The sequence below is a fragment of the Phycisphaerales bacterium genome (assembly GCA_040217175.1).
Lineage (GTDB): Bacteria > Planctomycetota > Phycisphaerae > Phycisphaerales > UBA1924 > JAHCJI01.
On record JAVJNT010000001.1, the window covers coordinates 579,517 to 598,887 of the forward strand.

At 67.4% G+C, this 19,371-nt stretch carries 15 protein-coding genes; 5 read left to right on the forward strand and 10 right to left on the reverse strand.

The genetic code is table 11. The features are described from left to right. Positions 1-30: 30 nt before the first annotated feature. Entirely contained in the window at positions 31-531 is a 501-nt protein-coding gene (locus RIA68_02540) for a DinB family protein (protein ID MEQ8316312.1), read from the reverse strand. An 8-nt stretch (positions 532-539) separates the two neighbouring features. Further along, complete coding sequence (locus tag RIA68_02545) at positions 540-980, reverse strand: HIT family protein (GenBank protein ID MEQ8316313.1); 441 nt, start codon at positions 978-980, stop codon at positions 540-542. A 79-nt stretch (positions 981-1,059) separates the two neighbouring features. Here RIA68_02545 and RIA68_02550 point away from each other — a divergent pair, with 79 nt between their 5' ends. Then, positions 1,060-1,518 (forward strand): hypothetical protein, encoded by a 459-nt coding sequence (locus tag RIA68_02550; protein ID MEQ8316314.1) that lies wholly within the window; start codon positions 1,060-1,062, stop codon positions 1,516-1,518. A gap of 182 nt (positions 1,519-1,700) precedes the next feature. Then, positions 1,701-2,510 carry a CPBP family intramembrane glutamic endopeptidase gene (locus tag RIA68_02555; protein ID MEQ8316315.1) on the forward strand — a complete coding sequence of 270 codons (810 nt, stop codon included), beginning with the start codon at positions 1,701-1,703 and terminating at the stop codon, positions 2,508-2,510. Here RIA68_02555 and raiA read toward each other — a convergent pair. Then, complete coding sequence (gene raiA / locus RIA68_02560; protein MEQ8316316.1) at positions 2,507-2,812, reverse strand: ribosome-associated translation inhibitor RaiA; 306 nt, start codon at positions 2,810-2,812, stop codon at positions 2,507-2,509. The genes RIA68_02555 and raiA overlap by 4 nt on opposite strands. 13 nt (positions 2,813-2,825) lie before the next feature. Further along, complete coding sequence (locus RIA68_02565; GenBank protein ID MEQ8316317.1) at positions 2,826-3,284, reverse strand: hypothetical protein; 459 nt, start codon at positions 3,282-3,284, stop codon at positions 2,826-2,828. Positions 3,285-3,373: 89 nt separating this feature from the next. Between RIA68_02565 and RIA68_02570 the strand changes: the two genes are divergently transcribed. Continuing rightward, positions 3,374-5,008 (forward strand): MmgE/PrpD family protein, encoded by a 1,635-nt coding sequence (locus RIA68_02570; protein ID MEQ8316318.1) that lies wholly within the window; start codon positions 3,374-3,376, stop codon positions 5,006-5,008. A gap of 67 nt (positions 5,009-5,075) precedes the next feature. Here the strand turns inward: RIA68_02570 and RIA68_02575 are convergent, their stop codons facing one another. Together RIA68_02575 and RIA68_02580 are read right to left on the reverse strand one after the other, a co-directional pair. Continuing rightward, a complete protein-coding gene (locus RIA68_02575; GenBank protein ID MEQ8316319.1) occupies positions 5,076-5,198 on the reverse strand; it encodes a hypothetical protein in 123 nt (40 codons plus the stop codon). 30 nt (positions 5,199-5,228) lie between these two features. Continuing rightward, complete coding sequence (locus RIA68_02580; protein ID MEQ8316320.1) at positions 5,229-9,626, reverse strand: chemotaxis protein CheB; 4,398 nt, start codon at positions 9,624-9,626, stop codon at positions 5,229-5,231. Between the two features lie 241 nt (positions 9,627-9,867). Between RIA68_02580 and RIA68_02585 the strand changes: the two genes are divergently transcribed. After that, positions 9,868-10,524 (forward strand): hypothetical protein, encoded by a 657-nt coding sequence (locus RIA68_02585; GenBank protein MEQ8316321.1) that lies wholly within the window; start codon positions 9,868-9,870, stop codon positions 10,522-10,524. A gap of 498 nt (positions 10,525-11,022) precedes the next feature. Here RIA68_02585 and pap read toward each other — a convergent pair whose 3' ends face one another. Then, positions 11,023-12,504, reverse strand: coding sequence for a polyphosphate:AMP phosphotransferase (gene pap / locus RIA68_02590; GenBank protein MEQ8316322.1), 1,482 nt, complete (start codon positions 12,502-12,504; stop codon positions 11,023-11,025). A 100-nt stretch (positions 12,505-12,604) separates the two neighbouring features. Between pap and RIA68_02595 the strand changes: the two genes are divergently transcribed. Further along, positions 12,605-13,570, forward strand: coding sequence for an SDR family oxidoreductase (locus RIA68_02595; GenBank protein MEQ8316323.1), 966 nt, complete (start codon positions 12,605-12,607; stop codon positions 13,568-13,570). On the opposite strand, the gene RIA68_02600 is transcribed toward RIA68_02595, so the two are convergent. The 3 genes from RIA68_02600 to RIA68_02610 all read right to left on the reverse strand — a co-directional run bounded on the left by RIA68_02600 (position 13,567) and on the right by RIA68_02610 (position 19,201). Next, a complete protein-coding gene (locus RIA68_02600) occupies positions 13,567-16,272 on the reverse strand; it encodes a GC-type dockerin domain-anchored protein (protein ID MEQ8316324.1) in 2,706 nt (901 codons plus the stop codon). The genes RIA68_02595 and RIA68_02600 overlap by 4 nt on opposite strands. A gap of 197 nt (positions 16,273-16,469) precedes the next feature. Beyond that, positions 16,470-18,506: a VWA domain-containing protein gene (locus RIA68_02605; protein MEQ8316325.1), complete on the reverse strand. Its 2,037-nt coding sequence runs from the start codon at positions 18,504-18,506 to the stop codon at positions 16,470-16,472. Further along, a complete protein-coding gene (locus tag RIA68_02610) occupies positions 18,503-19,201 on the reverse strand; it encodes an RlmE family RNA methyltransferase (GenBank protein MEQ8316326.1) in 699 nt (232 codons plus the stop codon). The genes RIA68_02605 and RIA68_02610 overlap by 4 nt, the downstream gene beginning before the upstream one ends. Between the last annotated feature and the right edge of the window lie 170 nt (positions 19,202-19,371).

Here is a 19,371-nt window from a genome sequence, read left to right on the forward strand (position 1 = left end):
TAGGCCAAAAGCCGGCCGATGGCACGCGACTCAGGAGCCCAAGAGCCCCTCGTGCCGCGCCGCGTGCATCCACGCCCGGAGCTGCCCGCCGTGGTTGCCCTCGTGCCAGACGTTGTAGACGACGTTGTGGCCGATCGTGGGGAAGTAGGAGCGGGCGTTCTCGTTGGGATGGGGGGCCGCCCAGGCCTCGTCGGAGACGCCGGCGATAGCTCCGAGCAGCGCCTCGTGCGAGTTGGCCGCGGCATCGATGGCATTGGTCCACGTGCCGAAGTGCGTCGCCAGTGCCTCGCCCGCACGGTCCACGTCCGAGCCCGGACCAACTTCCTTGAACAGGCCCTGCATGTCGCCCGGCACGAGCCCGAGGCTCTTGCCCAGCAGGTTGTCGGCCAGGTAAAAGTGACACACGATCCAAGCCGGTGTTTGGGCGAGCCCGCCCGGGCGCCGGGCCACGGTGCCCTCGGGCAGCGACCGGGCGATCTTGAGGTTCTCGGCTCGCTCGTATCGCAGGGTTTCGATGATGAGGTTGCGCATGTGCTCGATTACTCCGTCGTGATCGCGCCAGAGATCGCCTTCGCGAGGGTGGCGCCGTCGTCGAGCTCGCCCGACGGCCAGCCGATGCCCAGTCCGCTGCCTGGCGTGCCCTCGGCCTTGTCCGGATTGCGGGGGATGACGTGCACGTGCAGGTGCATGACGGCCTGGTGGGCGTCGGCGCCGTTGTTCTGCAGCAGGTTGTACGCCGAGGCGCCAGTCGCCTTCAACACCGCCCGGCAGATGCGCGGCAGCACGCGGCCGAGTGCCGCCGCGGACTCGTCGCTCAGTCCGTCCATCTGGGCGGCCCGCTCCTTTGGAATGACCAGCGTGTGACCCTTGCTCAGCGGCGCCACGTCGAGGAACGCGAGCACGTGCTCGTCCTCGTACACCCGGTGGCAGGGGATCTCACCCGCGATGATCCTGTCGAAGATGGTGGTTTCCTGGGCCATGGGGGAAGATAGCCCGCGTCACGTCCGCCGGTGGGCATGCTCGATCGGGCCTCCCGTACCATTTCGTCGGAGGCAACCAGTGGACCTCAAGGACGTCGATCGTCGGATCTCTGGCTGCATGCGGCACTACGGCCACGGCGCCCTGCGATTCACGCTTGCGGTCATCTTCGTCTGGTTCGGCATCCTGAAGCCCCTGGGAATCTCGCCGGCCGAGGCGTTGGTGCTGCAGACCGTGGATTGGATGCCGCTGCTGCCGGCGACCACCTGGCTGGCGATCATCGGCTGGTGGGAGGTCGCCATCGGCGTGCTGTTTCTCTTCCGCCCGACGCTCCGCTTCGCGATCGCCCTGCTGGCGATGCAGATGGTCGGGACGTTCATGCCGCTCGTGATCCTCCCCGACGTGACCTTCCAGCCCGGCCGCGTGCCCTACGGCCTGACGCTCGAGGGCCAGTACATCATTAAGAACATCCTGATCATTTCCGCGGCCATGGTCATCGGCGGCACGGTCACAAAGGAGAGGCCGGGCGACCGTGCGTGACGCCGCCCCCAGCGGAACGGGCACCCGTTCGTGCCTCCGGATCCGACACGAGGCGGGCCTCCCATCGTATTCAACATAACTTGTATTATCGGCAGTATCGAGGTGGCAGGGGAGGGGTGTGGGTTCGGGAATCCTGTGGCGGCGAGGCACCAGTGCGTCTCAGGGGCCATCATTGCGGTGACGTGTCAGTCGACGCAAGCATTCCGAACGCCATCGATCACGTTGGCAAGCCTCGACCGCTCGTACGGCTCTGGCTCTGGTGCGAGATGGTGTTCCTCTTCGCGTTCCTGCCGGCCTTGGCCGCGGCGGTGATGGATCCGGAGCATCGCTTCGACGGGCTGTTCCGCTCGGTCGGCCTCGGTGTGCTGGCCGACCCGCCCGTGCCCCCGGGTTCGCTGCTGTTTCCCACGCTCATCGCGTCGGCGATGCTCCTGGGCATCTGGCTTGCCATCGACCCCAGCTATCCGGCCCGCCAACTCTGGAACTGGCAAGCGTTCCGCAAGGACGCCAAGCGCATCTTCGGCTTGTTCGCCATCAACGCCGTGGCCATGCTCGCGGCAGCCTACGCGCTCTCGCAATTGACGCCGCTCATGACGCTCGTTGGCCGCGACGGCCAGGAGATCGACGCCTTCCTGCGATTGCCGCGCGAGGCCCCCATCATCCTGCTGTTCATCGCCATCGGCTACCCGTGGCTGAGCGCCTACCCGCAAGAGATCACCCACCGCGCGTTCTTCTTCCACCGCTACCGACGCATCGTGCTCGACGTCCGCGTGCTGTTCGTGCTAAACGTGCTGGCCTTCACCTGGCTGCACGCGCCGTTCTGGCACTGGATGGCGTTCGCCGTGACGCTGCCGGGCGGCGTCTTCTTCGCCTGGACGTACCTGCGCACGAAGTCGACGCTGGCCGCGGGCATGGAGCACGCGATCTACGGCTGGTGGCTCTTCTTCGTGGGGCTCGGGTGGTTCGTATTCACCGGCAGCGTGGGGAGCTAGTCGCGCTCGAGCCGCTTGGTCAGCGCACTGCGAAGCTTGTGGGCCGCGTCGTTAATGGCGGGATAGAAGTCGGCCGCGTGCGCTTCGACCGTGATCGGATCGCGCCCCCGCGGCCGGGCCTCGATGGTGCACCGCTTGTCGTCGGGCCCGTGCTTCTTGGAGCTGTTCTCGTCGGCGATGTGGACCTCGAAGCCGGTGAGGTGCTTGTACAAGTGGCCGACCTGCGATTCGAGCTGCTGCTCGACGTGCGTTTGAAGTGCGTCGGATGCGTCGATGTTGGCGTAGTTGTACTGGATGTGCATGACTTTCGCTCCTTCAGTCGTAGTTGTTGAAGCATACTTCGGCAACACTCGGCCGGCTGTTCGGGTGAAACCAAGTTAACAGGCTTCTGCGTTCGCAGCCGATGTCTACCCACTGTTTGATGGTGAGTCGCGTTCGCAGGAGTGACTCGTTGAGCAGCGTCACCAGACCGTACTCGAGTTCCCGTGCTCGGGCTGGCGCCGCACAAGGGTCGATCTTGCCGGCTTCGTGCGTCGTCGACCACGTTGCGAAGGGTGCCCCGAGCAACCGTAGCAGATAGTGGGTTGAGCCCTGATCCAGGAAACCTACCCATGCAAAGGTGTCACAGCTCTCCACGCACGCGTCCGTCCGATTGACTCTCAACTGCCTTGCGATGTGCTGGTACCAGATCGCAATCTCGCTCATGTCGGCCTGATTCCATTGCGTGGGATCACCGCCGAGCGCAGCGACCAACTGCCGGACCTGATCGACCATGGAGTCTCCAGACTGCTTGGGCAAGAACGGTATCGCCAATTCGCGACCTCCCCCCTACCCTCCCCCACCACTCCAGAGGACCCCCAAACATGACCCAAGCCGCCGCTCCCGCCTCCAGCACCGACACGCACGTGACCGTGCCCGCCGACAGCAATCAGGCCCGCGGCATCGCCCGCTACGCCATCGACTTCATGGCCTCGGGCAGTCCCGACCAGAGCGTGCTCGAGCGGACCAACCTGTTCTACACCGACGCGTGCCTCTGTGGCGTGAGCGCCCTAGCCCTCCGCACCAACGCCCCCACCATCTTGAGGGCCGAGGCCCTCGAATACGCCGTGCCGGCCGGGCACACCGGCAAGCCGCTGGGCACGGCGACGACGCACGGGGCGACCTGCTTCGGGTCGAGCCAGCGCGTGAAGGCCGAGAAGGCGATCCTCGCGAACGCCAACGCCGTCCGCGAGTGGGACAGCAACGGGACAAACTTCGGCTACAACCCGGCACTGGGCCACACGGCCGGCGAGTTCGGGCACAACGACTTCTACGCCGTGCCGGTGGCGGCCGCGCAGATGCTCGGCTCGGGCGGCGACGTCGCGCTCAAGGGTATGGTGTGCCTCGACGAGATCCGCGGCCGCCTGGCCGAGGTCTTCAGCCTCAAGACGTACAAGGTCGACCACGTCGTCCACGGCGCCATCGCCAGCGCGGCGGTCTTCGGCGCGATGCTGGGTGCGACCGAAGAGCAGATCGAGCGTGCCATCGGCATGGTCGTGGCCCACTACATCCCGTTCCGTGCGATCCGCGCGGGTAAGCAGCTCAGCGACAGCAAGGGCGCCAGCGCCGCCATCAGCACCGAGGTGGCGATCCTCAGCATGAAGCGGGCGATGGCCGGTTTCCTCGGCCCGCGCGACATCTTCCGCAACCCCGAGGCAATCTTCCGCATCTTCGAGGGGCCGGGGCAGATGTTCAAGGCCGTCAATGCGACCGACGCGAACACCGAGCAGGCCGACGCCTCGCCGTTCGACCTCGTGCTGGCAAGGTCGGGTGACGACTTCGCCGTCATGGGCATGCACTTCAAGCTGGGCTTGTACGAGCACCAGAGCGCGGGCGCGTTGCAGGCAGTCATCGACCTGTTCACGAAGAACCCGGGCCTGCTCGAGCAGGCCGACGGCGGCGCGATCAAGAACATCAACATCGTGGCGTACGAGCCGGCCTTCGGCATCATCGGCGATCCGGCCAAGCGCACCCCCACCACCCGCCAGAGCGCCGACCACAGCATGGTCTACATCGTCTCGACGCTCATCCGCAAGGCGCTCGAGACCAAGAAGGTCAACTGGAAGGACCTGATCCTCACGCCCTACGACTACGATCGCGCGTCGATCCACAACGCCGTCACCCGATCGCTCATGGACAAGATCACCTTCGAGCACGGCGGCAAGACCTACGACGACAAGTACCCCGACGGCATCCCCACCAGCATGGTCATCACCGACACCAGCGGCAACACCCACGACTCCGGGCTCGTGATGTACCCTGCCGGCCACGCGCGTAACACGACCGCCGACCTGCAAGACATCCTGGCCAACAAGTTTCGCGTCATGGGCTCGCTCGCGGGTGATGCCGACGCGATCGTCGGTCGCTTCGAGAACTTCGCGAGCAAGAGTGCGGCCGAGGTCGCCAGCGTGCACGACTTCGAGATTGCGTTCAAGGATGACTTCGACGACGCCGAGTAGGCAGGCATCGAGCCGCACGATATCGACATCCCGCATCACAAGGCGATGAGGCCACCGGTCACGCCGTTCAGTCTTCTGTAAGCCACGCCTGTAGCTTGTCCAGGTCCAGCGGCTTGGCGAACAGCGGCGCCGTGGCGTGGGCCTGGGGCAGATCCTCGGCGTTGTAGCCGGTGACGAATGCGAATGGCACGCCACGCGAGAGCAGTTTGTCGGCGACCGGCTACACCCGCTCTCCGTTGAGATCGATGTCCAGCAGCGCTACGTCGAGGGTGTTCTCCGCGACGGCGTTCATCGCACCGTCGAGGGTTGCGATGGGACCAACGACCTCGAAGCCCAGGTCGCGTAGGAATATGGTCATCGAGCGCGCGATGACCGAGTTGTCCTCGACGTAGAGCAGCCGCTCGGACGAGTTGTCCGCTCCGATCTTCGCTGGCGTTTCGCTTGCCGCACGCTTCTCCTTGCGGCGCGCAGCGCCGGCTCGGGCATTCGAATTGCTCGCCCCGGTGAGCGACGCCGGCACGATGGCATCGGTATCGGCGTGGCGCAGTGGGAACCAGATGCGCGCAGTCAGGCCCTCGGGCTCGAAGTCGAAATCGACCTCGCCCTGCAGCTCGTAGGCGAGCATGTCACGGATCATCTGGCTTCCGAAGCCCTCCGTGTGCGAGGCTTCCAGCGTCGGCCCGCCGCGCTCGGTCCAGGTGATCTCCACGCCGGTTGTCTCGCGGCTGGTCACGATGCGCCACCGGATGCGCAGGCGGCCCTCCGGCGTGGAGAGCGCCCCGTACTTGGCGGCGTTGGTGGCCATCTCGTGGATGGCCATGTGCAGCGAGAGCGCGCTCTTTGGCCTGATGGCCAGCTCGGGTCCCTCGATCTCGAGCCGGTCCGATGCGGCGACTCGGGGCTCGACCTCGCTGGTAATGATGTCGCGGATGTTGGCGCCTCGCCAGTCGCTGCGTGTCAAGAGCGAGTGGGCGACGCCCATCGAGGTCAGTCGATCGGCAAATGCCTTGCGGAAGGCGTCCATCGACGGCGCGTTGTTGGCCGTCACACGGGCGAGGGCCTGCACCGACGCCAGGGTGTTCTTGACCCTGTGGTTCAGCTCGGCCATGACGACACGCAGGTGCTTCTCGGCGTTCTTGCGTTCGGTGATGTCCGTCGAGATGCCGCACACCGCATACACCGAGCCATCAGTCGTTCGCAGAGGAAACTTCTGCGAGATGAACGAGCGCGTGTGATCCTTGAACACGACCGTCTCTTCGAACTCGATCGCTTCGCCGCTCCTGGCAACTTCGGCGTCGTTACGGCGATAGGCCTCGGCCCTGGCATCATCGAAGACCAGGTCTTCATCTCGCAGGCCGATGATCTTGGTGTGATCCATCTCGACCGCACGCCCGAGGGCCGCGTTGACCAGGATGAATCGGCCCTGGAGGTCCTTTGCGTAGATCGCCGCGGGCGCGTTGTCGATGATCGCCTGCAGCTTGCGCTGGCTCTCTTCAAGATCCTCGGTGACGCGTATCCGCTGCAGGGCGCCGCCGAGCACGTTGGCGATCTGCTGGACGAACGCCACCTGGTGCTGGTCGAAGGCCCTGGGCTTCGTTCCGTGCACGCCCAGGACGCCGTACGGCTCGCCGCCCGGCCCGAAGATGATGACGCTTACGCCGCTGCCGACGCCGTGGTCGGTCAGCAACGCGGGGCCGCTGAACCTGGTCTCGTTGGGCAGATCCGGGACGACCACCGGCCCGGCCGCCTCCAGCGTGTATCCCGCCTGGCTGCCGCGATCGTTGGGGACGGTGGCCCTTCCGACGAGCCCATCGTGCCAGCCGACGCCTGCGATCATCAGCAGCTCGCGGCGGTCTTCGGTCAGCTCGAGCACCTTGCACATCGGGCATCCGAGCGTTCGCGCCACGATGTTGACCGCGTGCTCGGCGAGGCCGACGAAGTCACCTTCCCGCAGGGCTAGCACGCCCGCCTCGGCCGCCGCCCGCTGCTGCTCGCGCTGGGCGGTCAGGCCGGCGGTCAGTTCCTTGAGGCGCGTGACCTGCGAGAACGTGATCACGACGCCATCTATGCGGTCATCGGCGGTGCGATAGGGCAGGATGCGACGCAGGTACCACGAACCGTCGTCGCCCTGGATCTCCTTCTCGACCGGGGCGAGCCCGTCGATGACCTTGCGCGCATCGTCGAGCATCCCGTCGTCGACGCACACGCCCTTGAGATCGCGGATCGGGCGGCCGATGTCGCTCTCGATGACGCTGAGCAGCTTGCGGGCCTCGGGCGTGTAGCGGCGGATGCAAAAATCGTGGTCGAGGAAGATGGCCGGCAGCTTGGTGCTGTGCAGCAGGTTGGCGATGTCCGCGTGGGCCTCCTGCAGCTCATCGAGCTTCTCGCGGAGCAGGCTGTTGGCGGTGATGAGCTCCTCGTTGACGCTGCGGAGCTCCTCGGACTGGGTCTCCAACTCCTCGCTGGTCGACTGGAGCTCCTCATTCATCGTCATCGACTCTTCGTTGCTCGTACGCAGCGCGTCGTTGGTCTGCTCGAGCTCTTCGACGGTCGACTGCAGGTCGCTGCGGAGGGCCTCGACCTCCCGATTCAGTTCCTCGGTGACGGTGCCGATGTCGGCGTCGGTAGAACCGTCGGGCTCGGGCGCGGCGCCGAGCTCGAACGTCACGGCGAGCAGGTCGTCGCCCAGTTCGGTCGAGGCACACGGCGAAACGGTCACCGTGTACGCGCGCTGCTCGCCGCCGCGGGTATGCAGCGTGCCCCGGGTCACGATCCGCTCGCGTGACCGCGAGGCCCGATAGACCGCGGCCCGGATGCGCGTCCGTGGCTCCTCACGCACCATCTCGATGAGGGTCATGCCCCCCGCGCCGCTGGGCAGATCGAGGAACTCGATGAGATCGCCGTGCAGGTACACGACCTGGTGCTGGCCGTTGATGAGCACGCTGGGCGGGGTCGAGGCCTGGGCCAGCAGCCGCAGCGAGGCCAGTTCGCTGCTGCGCTGCTCCTGGTGGCGCTGCATCGTGGGCATGGGCATCGCGACGGGCTCGAACCGGCGGCCCAGGAATGCCGGCGTGCCGGGGGCCTCCTGCTTGCCCTGCGTCTCGAGCCGCTGGTAGATCCGCCATCGCTTGTCGATGACGCGGAAGTGGCTGGCCGCCTGGCCGAGCGCCTCGGATGGGCCCAGGAAGAGGTAGCCCTGGGGCTCGAGCGCGAAGTGGAAGCTCGAGAGGGCGCCTTCCTGCGCCTCGCGACGCAGATAAATGAGCAGGTTCCGGCAGCTGACAAGGTGGAGCCTCGAGAACGGAGGATCGCTCAGCAGGTTGTGCGTGGCGAACGACACCAGGTCGCGCACGGGCTGGCGAACGCGGAACATCCCGGCCCTGTCCAGCCGGTCGAAGTAGGTGTCCCGTCGTGCCTCGCTCACGTTCGACAGGCACGCCTCGGGATAGACCGCGGCGCGAGCCTGCCTGATGGCCTCCGGGTCGACGTCGGTCGCGAAGACCTGGATGGCGATACCGGCGTCCGACCATCGCTTCTCCCGGTGTTCCAGGAGTGCGATGGCCAGCGAGAAGGCCTCTTCGCCCGTGGCACAACCCGGCGCCCAGACGCGGATGATGCGCTCGTCCGCGGGCTCGGCCGACGCGGCCTCGAAGATGCGGGGTATGACGCGTTCCGACAGCACTTCGAAGGCCTCGGGATCGCGGAAGAAGTCGGTGACGCTGATGTGCACGTCGCGGGCGAGTTCCTGGAGCTCGGTGCGATCCTGCTTGATGAGGTTGAGATACTCGGAGAGCGTCGTGACGTGACGCAGGCCCATCCGCCGCTGCACGCGCCGGGCGAGGGTGGAACTCTTGTACAAGGTGAGATCGATGCCCAGCTCGCTGCGGAGCAGCTCGAAGACCCCGTGGAATTCGTCGGGGAGGTCGCCGCCATCTTCGGAGCCATGTCGATCACCCTTCGCGTCGAGTCCTCGTTGCTCTCTCTCGTCGTCAGCCTCCCCCGACCCGGCTGTTCCGGTGGGCCTGCCGCCGTTGACGTACGGGTGGTCGAGGAACCGTTGGATGGCCTCGGGAATCTCGTTGATCTCCAGCACGAGATCCGCGACCCCCTGTTCGACCGCGCTTCGAGGCATTCCGTCGTAGGCGGCGCTCCCTGGCTCTTGCGCGATCGTGAAGCCGCCGGCGGCCTTGATGGCGCGCAGGCCGTTGGTGCCGTCGCTGCCCGTGCCGCTGAGGACCACCCCGATGGCGCTGCGGCCGAAGGAGTCGGCCAGCGACCGGAACAGGTAGTCGATCGAGAGCCGGCCGCCCCGCTCGCCCGAGGGCGTGTCGAGCCTAAGCGCGTTGCCCTCGATCGTGATGAAGCGATTCGGCGGGATGACGTAGACGCAGCCGGCCTGCACCTCTTCGTCGGGCTGGGCTTCCTTGACCCTGAGCTTCGTCTTCCGCGACAAGAGCTCCGCCATCATGCTCTCGTGCGTCGGGTCGAGGTGCTGGACGAAGACCCAGGCGACGGGCAGGTCGGGTGGGATCGATTCGAGCAGCGACGAGAACGCGTGGAGGCCACCGGCCGAGGCGCCCACGCCGACAACGACTCGCTGCGTCATGGTGGTGCCCATAGGAGGTTGACGATACGCGAGGGAACCCGTACAAGAGCGCGGCGCACCGGTCACAGGAGCCAGAAGCTCCGGACGGGATGCGACCCATGTACGTGGTGTCCCTGCTGGCATAAGAGACCTCACTGACTCAAATCGCCCTCGGTTCCGGAGCGTGGAGCGGGACGATCTAGGATGTCCCCTCGAAGCCATTCGCGACGCTTTACTAGTGTGATCCCGGTGGCATGACGGAAGGGGGTGCCAGTTGGACGCGAGGACCCTGATCGAAGCCAAGGCGTCGGCCCTTGACGAACAAGTTGAGGCCCGTGTGCAACTGCTGGAGCGTTGGACTTCGGCGGTCCGCCATGAGTTGGGCAACGTGCTCTATCCGAGCCGAAGCTTGCTCGAGAGGGCGTCGAACTCGCCCGGCCCGGCATCCGAGATCGCCGCCCGGATCGGTGATCTGATGGAGAGCATTGATCACAATCGGGCCTCGTTGGCCTGCGTCCGACCGGTGTCGAACGATGCGTCCAGCGGTGCGACCATCGTCGGCGAGTGGTGGGGCCGGACTCGACACCTGCTCCACGCCGTCGTGGGGCGGCAGGTGCGGTGCACGGGGCCGCACGAGTGCGACCACGCCCTGCCGGCAACCGACAGTGGCCTGACGGCGCTCGCGCTGCCCATCTTCGTGGCGCTCGACCTAGCAGCAGGCGACGGCGGCATCGAATCGGTCGTGGTCGACGCGCCGCGCGGCGAGCTCGCGCTGCGCATCGAAGCCGCCGCCACGGGCCTCGATCGCTTGGCGTTGCCCAGCAGGGTCTACGCGGTGGCGGCCGTGCTTGGGTGCGAAGTGACCAGCGAAACTCGGACCGGCACCTGGACGGCCCGCGCACGCTGGGATGGCCCTGCCGATCCAATGTGAGATCCAACCGCGCAGACTTGCCGGTCGTGGATGATCGAACTCCGAGCGGCGTTCGTGTCCGTTCGTTGCTGCCCCTCGCTATTCGGGAAGCCGAATCAAGTTCGTTGCATTGCCTCCGTCCCAGAACCCAGCATCCCCGGGCCATCCCTCTCGTCCCATAGAAAAGCCGCCCTGGCGCCCCCAGGAAGCGTTGATGCTCGAGGATCAGTCGTTGATTGTCGAGCATCGGTCGTTCATGGAGCTCCATCAAGAGCTGATCGTCGAGCATCAGGAGCTGATGGAGGACGATCAGGAGTTCGTGGCGGACGATCAGTCGTTGGTGAAGGCCGATCAGGAGCTGATAGAGGCCGATCAAGAGCCGATGGACGTCCATCAGTCGTTCATGGAGCTTCATCAGGAGCCCATGGCGCTTGCAAGAGAGCCCCGCCGACGAACGAGGAAACACCCACGGAGCCCCTGCCGCGTCGGTCGTTCTCGGAACCGTGAACGCGACCGCGATCACTCCAGCCGCTCGAGCCGCTCGCACACCGACTCGATCACGCTGACACGGGCGAACCGCTTGTCGTTGGCGGGAACCAGGTGCCAGTGCGAGATCTCCGTGCTCGTGCGTGCGATCATCTCGTTGGCGGCGGCCTTGTAGTCGTCCCAGCGCAGCCGGTTGCGGTGGTCTTCGTCGGTGAGCTTGTACTTCTTGTAGCCGGTCCGGGATCGAAGCTCGAAACGCTTCGCCTGCGTGTCTCGATCGATGTGCAGCCAGAACTTCATGACGACCAAGCTACGCTCGGCGAGCTGGTCCTCGAAGTCGTTGATCTCCTCGTACGCCCGGCGCCACTCGGTCGCCGAGGCCAGGCCCTCGACGCGCTCGACCAACACGCGGCCGTACCAGCTGCGGTCGAAGATCGCCATGCGTCCGTTGGCGGGGACGTCGCGCCAGAATCGCCAGAGGTAGTGCCGTGCGAGCTCTTCCTCGTTCGGCGCACCCGTCGAGATGACGTGGTAGTCGCGGACGGGCAGCGGCCGGATGAGCCGACGGATCGCCCCGCCCTTGCCGGCCGCGTCCCAGCCCTCGAACACGATGACCGGAGATCGACCTCCGCGCAGGCCACGGACGAGCCGGGCCAGCCGGGCCTGTGCCTCGCCGAGGCGATCCTTGTACTCGTCCCGCTCGAGCGATTGGCCGAGGTCGACCGCATCGAGCGGGCTGCGCTGCGGCGCGGTCAGCGTCGTGGGCTCGGACTCGGTGACAGCCGGCTCGGACGCCGCCGGGCCTGCAGCATCCAGCCGGGCCCGCACCGCCGACGCGATGGTCTCGCCGATCGTCAGGTCGCGATAGTCCTCGTCGACGCCCTCGATGATGTGCCATGGGGCGGTGCTGCGGTCGGTCAGGCGGACGTACCGCTCGACGATCGGCATCACCCGATCGTGGTCCTTCAACAGGGCGCGGTCGACGTCGTCGACCTGCCACGACAGAGCAGGATCGGCGTCGGCCCGCTCGATCCGATTGCGTAGCTCGTTGCGCGGCAGGTGGAGCCAGAACTTGAGCACCAGCGAGCCATCGTCCGTAAGCGCCCGCTCGAACCGCACGGCGTGGCTCACCCGGCGCTCGTACTCGAGGTCATCGATGGTGCCGGCGATCCTCGCATCGAGGATGTGCCGTGCCCAGCCGCCCATGTAGAGCCCGATGCACCCCCGCCGCGGCAAGACGCGCCAGTACCGCCAGAAACGCGGCCTGGCCGCTTCCTCGCTGGAAGGCTCGACGAAGACCTCGGTCTTGAGGTGCCGTGCATCCATCCATTCGTTGAGCAGGTCGACGACGCTGTTGCAGCCGAGGCGATCGTCGCCCGCGATCAAGATGAGAACGGAGAAGTCGGCATCCCTCAGATCGAACTGGGCGTTGAGCAGGTCGACCCGGAGCCCGGGGACGCGCTTCTTGAAGACGTCCTTGTCGACCGTGCTGCCGGTTTCTGCATTCTCGAACATAGGGCTCCCCGGGGCTCTCGTAGTCTACCGGAGCCACGTCGGTCGAGCCGTGCCACGCCAGCGTGGTACCATCGCGGTCCACACCAGAGAGTGCAACTGCATGCCGTCCGACACGCCCCCAACGAGCGCCCGAAGCGAGGCCCCACGCCGCCTGCTCATCACCGGCATCGCCGGCTTCCTGGGCGCGCACGTGGCTCGAGTTGCCACCGGCGCGGGCTGGGACGTCGTTGGCGTCACGCGAGCCTCCTCGACGCCGTATCCACACCTGACGATTGACCTCGCCGAGGACGACGCGGCGCGCGATGCCATCGAGCGACTCGCTCCGCATGCGGTGATCCATTGCGCCGCAAACGCGCGCACCAACGAGTGCGAGCGGTTCCCCGAGCTCGCCGAACGCGACAACGTGCTGGCGACCCGGCTGCTGGCCGAGGCGTGTGTTGACGACAGAAGTGCCACACCGATGGTCGTGTGCTCGACGGACCTGGTCTTCGACGGCGAGCGGCCCGGCGGGATGTACGCCGAGAGTGACGAGCCCAACCCGATCAACGCGTACGGACGCAGCAAGCTGTCGATGGAGCGGATGCTGCGCGAGATCGGCTCGCACGCCGTCGTCGCACGCTTGCCGCTGCTCTTCGGCCCCCCCGCTGCCGAGAACGCCCGGGGCTGTTTCCTCTCCGCGTGGGCCGAGCACCTACGCGGCGGCGAGGAACTCGTCTTGTTCACCAACGAATGGCGCACGCCCCTGAGTGCCCGCGACGCGGCACGGGGGCTGCTCGCGTGCCTTGAACACGGCGAAGCGGGCGAGACCTACCACGTCGCTGGCGCCGAGCGCGTCGACCGGTACGTGCTCGGCACTCGCTTCGCCGCCCATGCCGCTGGCTCGCTCGGATTCGACGCCACCTTGATCAAGCCCGGCGTCCAGAGCGACGTACCGATGCCCGCGCCCCGCGCCAAGGACGTCTCGCTCGACACCGGGCGCGCGCGAAGCGGCCTGGGCTTCGAACCCAGGCCGCTCGACAAGGAACTGCAATGGACGGCCGGCGTCATGGCCGGCCAGCCGGCTTAGCCGCAGCCGACGGTAAACGCGTTCTGGAACGCCAGGAAGTCGAAGAGGGTCAGCGAGCCGTCGCCGTCGAAGTCGGCCTCGGGGCTGCCCATGTCGAAGAGGTTCTGGAAGGCCAGGAAGTCAAAGATCGTCAGCGAGCAATCGCCATCGATGTCGGGCAGGCAGGTGTTGCGCAGCTCGACGCTCGTGCCAGTGTAGAACAGGCGCCAGCGCTGGTTGCTGCCGGCGACCGGTGGCACGAGCGTGTCGAACTCGCCCGTCACCGAACTACCGCTGATGACGACGAAGTTCTCGCACACGTCGGGCGTGAATCCATCGAACAGCGATGCGTCCAGCGTGCCGTCGACCGTGATCACCGCTGTACCGGCAATGCGGTCGAAATTCGTGTCGAGGCGTCCGCCGAGCTGGATCTCGACGACCGTCGAGTCGGTCATCTCGACCGTGCCCGTGTGCTGGAACACGCCGATGTCTCCCGCGGCTGCGCCCGCCTTGCCTGGCGATACCCGGCCGCGAAAAACGAAGTTGCCATTGACGATGCCGTTTCCGGTGAGGGCCATCGTCGGCTCAAGCGTCGTCGTCAGTCCGCCAACTGAGTGGATGAACTGGGCCCGACCAATGACGGTCGTGGGTTCAGTTCCGTTCAGCAGGATCTCGCCGTCACCGTCGATGCTGCTCGTCTCGTTCATGAGCAAACGGGTAGCCGAGGTCGAACCATTACGGTTGATGATGATCGTACCATCCATCGTAATGTCACCGCTGATGAACATGTCGCGGCCGTTCTCGATCTCGACGTCTCCGGTCACGCGCTCGACGTCATCGAGCGTTCCCGCGCCGCCGGCGATCTCGAACAAGCCGCCCGTCGTATCGATCTCGCCACCGACGATCGTGCTGATCAGCCGAACCTCGCCATCGACGATCTCGATGAGCCCGTCCGGACCTTGATTTACCGGCGTCTGCACTCGCAGCTTTCCGCCGCCGTCGACCTGGATCAAGTTGTTGTTGGTCTTGGGCGTACCGATGATGGCAAGCTCGCGTCCGTCGACATCGGCGATGATCGACCCGTCGTTGATGATGGTGGCGTTGACCTGGCCCGAGCCGCGGACCGTCACGGTTTCGGCGAGCGTCGTCGTGAGACTGCCAACGGCGTCGACCAACTGGGCCCGGCCGAATGCCGTGGGTGAGCTGTCATTCAGGAAGACGGTCATGTTGCCGTCCAGCGTGCCCGACGTCCCGAACAGCAGCCGCGACGGAGACGTGCTGCCGTTGCGATTGACGATGATCGTCCCGTCCATGGTCAGGCCGCCGCGGACGAACAGGTCGCGGCCGTTCTCGATCTCGATGTCGCCGGTCACGCGCGCGACGTCTTCGAGCGTCCCCGCACCGCCGGCGATCTCGAACAAGCCGCCCGTCGTGTCGATCTCGCCCCCGACGATTGTGCTGATCAGCCGAACTTCGCCGTCGACGATCTCGATGAGCCCGTCCGGGCCTTGATTTACGGGAGTTTGCAGGCGCAGCTTGCCCCCGCCGTCGACCTGGATCAGGTTGTTGTTGGTCTTGGGCGTGCCGATGATGGCAAGCTCGCGGCCGGCCACGTCGGCGCTGATCGTGCCATCGTTGATGATGGTGGCGTTCACCTGGCCCGAGCCACGGACGGTCACGTTTTCGGCGAGCGTCGTCGTCAGACCGCCGACGGTGTCGATCAACTGTGCCCGTCCGACGGCCGTGGGCGAACTGTCGTTCAAGAAGACGGTCATGTTGCCGTCCAGCGTGCCCGACGTGCCGAACAGCAGCCGCGTCGGAGACGTGCTGCCGTTGCGATTCACGATGACCGTCCCGTCCATCGTCAGGCCGCCGCGGATGAACAGGTCGCGGCCGTTCTCGATCTCGATGTCGCCGGTCACCATCGAGACGTCGGTGAGCGTGCCGGTACCTGCGCGGATCTCGAAGAGGCCGGCGGACGAGTCGATCTCGCCACCGATGATCGTGCTGATCAGCCGGATCTCGCCGCCATCGGCCACCATGCGGCCGGTCGTGCCCTGATCGACAATGGCCGCCAATCGCAGCAGGCCGCCGTCGACGGCCTCCATCAGGCCGTTGTTGTTCTTGTCCGGGCCGATGATGGCCAGTTCGCGGCCGGCGACGTCGGCGCTGATCGTGCCGTCGTTGGTCAGTACGAGGTTTACCTGGCCCGAGCCCCGCAGCGTCAGGTCGGGATTCAGCGTCGTCGACAACCCACCGATGAGGTCCACCAGTTGTGCCCGGCCGACTGCGGTGGGCGACGAATCGTTCAACACGATCTGGCCCGAACCGTTGATGAGCAGATCGGGCTCGCCGATGAGCAGCCGGCTCGGGCTGGTGCTCCCGACGTCGTTGACGATCACCGTGCCGTTGATCACCACGTCCGGACCGTTCAGGAAGAGATCTCGGCCGTTGCCGATCGCCACCGTGCCATTGGGATTGGTGAACCGGAAGCCGTTGATCTGCGGGGCGGCGCCCGAGCCGATGGTGATCGTGTAGGCGCCCGGCAGCCCGATGACGGCGACCTGACCCGACGTCAGCGGGACCGTCATCGGGTTCCAGTTGGTCGCGTCGTGCCAGATGCCGCCGGCCGCGTTGTCCCACTCGATGTCTTGGGCCACCGCGCTGCAAACCGTGCCCGCAACCGCGCACAACACCGACGCCAAGCTCAGCGTGCTCTTCATCGCTCCCTCCCGTGATGGACCTGTCCGATCTCTCTCAGCCGGGGCCGTCGGCGAGGCCGGCTCGAAACCCCCTGCAGGAGCATCATTAGAACGCGGCGCAGCGTGTTCCAGCGCGACAATGTCGTGCGAGCAGGCTTTTCGGACGCCGCTACGCCGGATTCGTGCCAGCTCTGTGAAGATAGCGAAGCTTCGATCGCCTATCGAGCGAGCCCGCGCGCCGAGAATAGCCACTCGATCGACAGCACCAGCAGCCCCGCGATGAGGAACCAGGGCCAGAGCTCGCGCTCCCCGCCGCGCGTGCGCTCGTCGGCGGCGTCGGCCTCGAGGCCACCGAAGCCCGCGGGCAGTTCCTCGAGCATCGAGACCCGGCTCTCCAGGTTGCTCATCACGTTGACCGCGACGCCGCGCTGGTCGCCGGGCGCTGCCTGGTCGAGCAGGTACACGCCCGCGCGCTCGAAGGGACCAACCGACGGCGACGCGCTCGGCGTCGAGAGCCGCAGGTCCAGATCGGTGCCCGCGCCGACGAGCCGCACCTGCGTCCGCGGCCGGCCGAGCCGCAGCGTCGCGGCGTCGCCCGCGCGCACGCCGTCGGCCGCATCGCGCGAGCCGCGCATCGAGAGGTAGTCGATCGCCTCGGCCACGAACAACGGAAAGCTCACGAGCTTGGGCCAGTTGCTCATCGCCGGCTCGAAGCCGACCCAGATCCGGCGGTGCCGCTCGGCCTCGAACGCGACGATCAGCGGGCCGCGCGAGCCGCTGGCCAGCACGGTGTGCCGCACGCCGTCGGGCAGGCCGGTCTCGATCAGCGGCTGGGCGACGGCGAGCTGGTCGAGCGCGAGGTCGCGCATCACCGGGTGCGTGCGCCGCCACGAGACGACGCGCGTGCCCCCCCCCGCCTCACCTGCCTCGCCCGCGTCGACCACCGGCAGCGGCGGCGCATCGCGGCGCTCCATGGGCGGCGGCGGGCCGAAGTGCAGGCTCGGCGCCGGCGGCGGGGTGCGCGGCGAGACGCGGTCGAACACGATCGCGTCGAACGGCAGGTCGCCGCCCGCGGCCAATTGCTCGTAGCGGCTCAGCCGGACGATGCGGATGTCACCAAGCTCCATCGCCTGCAGAACCGCGGCGATCAACAGCACCGGCCCGGGCCGGTCGGGGTCGACCAGCTCGGTCTCGGGAATCACCTGCATCACGCGCGGCCGGCCGGCGGTGCGCAGCCAGAGCGAGGCGACGTCGTCGGCGGCCAGCACGTCCTGGCCGGGCAGCAGCACGCTCAAGACGCCCGCGCCCGGCGCGACGGCCGAGAGGCTCACGCTTGCTTCGGTCTGTTCAGCGTCCTCTCCCTCTTGCCCGAGCTGCGCGACGGCTTCGGCGACGACCTCGCCGTCGAGCGCCAGTCGCACGGGCAGCTCACGCCGCATCTCGCCGGTCGCCAGCACGCGGGCGAAGACGCGGACCGTCGCGGGGTCTTCGTACTGCCGCTGGGCCGCGAGGGCCACGATCCCGGCATTGCCCGCGTTGCCCGCCTCGGCTGCGCCACCGACGGGCTCCAACCGCACGCGCACGTTCGCCGGCAGCGGATCGGTCGGCGGCGGCACGGCGCCGTCCGAGGCCAGCACCAGCGTCAGCACGCGCGGCTCGTCGGGCGTGGCCTCGCCCGCTTCTTCGCCGCCGACGTCCTCCCGCGCGCTGGCCAGGCGCACCAGCTCGGCCAGCGCCTCGCCCGAGGCCTCCTCGTCCGTCGGCTCGACGGCGTCGATGGCGCCCAGCAGCACGGCCCGGTCGCCCGTCCACGGCGTCAGCGGCACGGCCTCGGCCCCGAGCGCGACGACCATGACCTGCGCATCGCTCCCGGCCGCCAGCTCGCGGGCCATCGCGCGGAGCCGCGTGCGCGCCTCCTCGAACCTTGACACCCCGCCCGCGCCGTCGGTGGCGTTCATGGAGGCCGAGCGGTCGAGCACGAGCATGACGCGGCCGCCCAGCGTGCTGGGGATGACCGGCCGCGCGAAGGCCAGCAGCAGCAGCGCGAGCGCGAGCAACTGGAGCAGCAATTGCGTCTGCGGCCGCACCATCCGCCACGGCGCGTTGCCCTGGGCGTCTCGTACCGCGCGCTCCCAGAACAGCACGCTGCCAACCCGCACCGGCCGCCGCCGCAGCTTGAGCAGGTAGAACGCGATCACGGGCGGCACCGTCAGCGCCGCGGCAACGAGGGCAGCAAAGGGCGCCAGGAACGTCACGAGCCCCAGCCCTTCCCCGGCTTCGGCGGCGGCGGCGCCACGCCCTCGGGCCGCTCCAGCCGCCCGAGCGCGGGCTCATACCCCGTCGCGATCACGAACATCTCGGTCGAGACCTCGCGCGTTGCCCGCGGCTTCAGGCCCCGGCACTGTGCGAACATCGCGCCCGTGCGCTTCACCAGGTCGGGGTACGTCTCGCCCTCGAACACCTTGTAAACCAGCCCCCCGCCGGGCCGCAAGACATCGGGCAGCCGCTCCAGGATCGCCTCGCACAGCCGCACCGACTTGTAGTGGTCGCCCGCCCCGCTCGTGTTCGGGGCCATGTCGCTGATGACCACGTCGTACAGCCCGGGCCTGTCCTGTTCATCGCCCCGCCACCGCTTCAGCGGCTCCAGCAGCGTCGCCGCGTCCTGCTTCGTGAAGTCGCCGCGCATCGTCACGACGCACGGCGGCATCGGCTCGCGCACGTCGCTGAGGTCGATCCCGGCGACCAGCCCCTCGTCCCCACCCCCACACACCAACTCCGCGGCCACCTGCAGCCAGCTCCCGGGCGCACAGCCCAGGTCGAGCACGGCCATGCCCGGCCGCAGGATCCCCCGCCGCTCCTGGATCTCCAGCAGCTTGTACGCCGAACGCGCGAGGTAGCCCTCGGCCTTGGCCTTCTTGAAGTACTGGTCGTGGAGGACGCGTTTGGGCACGTGGGAGGGTACGGGGGAAGCGACGGAGGGACGGAGCGACGGAGCGACGAAGGGGGGAAAGACGTAGAGACGTAGAGACGGAGAGACGCAGTGGCGATCGCGCTCTCGCTCCCTCTCCCGCTCGCGGGAGAGGGCCGGGGTGAGGGTCTTCCGTCCGAGCCGCGTGCGTG

Excerpts from the sequence above, each read along its gene's own strand:
- RIA68_02540 (MEQ8316312.1), bottom strand. The coding sequence starts at position 531 with ATGCGCAACCTCATCATCGAAACCCTGCGATACGAGCGAGCCGAGAAC.
- RIA68_02545 (MEQ8316313.1), bottom strand. The coding sequence starts at position 980 with ATGGCCCAGGAAACCACCATCTTCGACAGGATCATCGCGGGTGAGATC.
- raiA (MEQ8316316.1), bottom strand. The coding sequence starts at position 2,812 with ATGCACATCCAGTACAACTACGCCAACATCGACGCATCCGACGCACTT.
- RIA68_02565 (MEQ8316317.1), bottom strand. The coding sequence starts at position 3,284 with ATGGTCGATCAGGTCCGGCAGTTGGTCGCTGCGCTCGGCGGTGATCCC.
- RIA68_02570 (MEQ8316318.1), top strand. The coding sequence starts at position 3,374 with ATGACCCAAGCCGCCGCTCCCGCCTCCAGCACCGACACGCACGTGACC.
- RIA68_02580 (MEQ8316320.1), bottom strand. The coding sequence starts at position 9,626 with ATGGGCACCACCATGACGCAGCGAGTCGTTGTCGGCGTGGGCGCCTCG.
- pap (MEQ8316322.1), bottom strand. The coding sequence starts at position 12,504 with ATGTTCGAGAATGCAGAAACCGGCAGCACGGTCGACAAGGACGTCTTC.
- RIA68_02595 (MEQ8316323.1), top strand. The coding sequence starts at position 12,605 with ATGCCGTCCGACACGCCCCCAACGAGCGCCCGAAGCGAGGCCCCACGC.
- RIA68_02600 (MEQ8316324.1), bottom strand. The coding sequence starts at position 16,272 with ATGAAGAGCACGCTGAGCTTGGCGTCGGTGTTGTGCGCGGTTGCGGGC.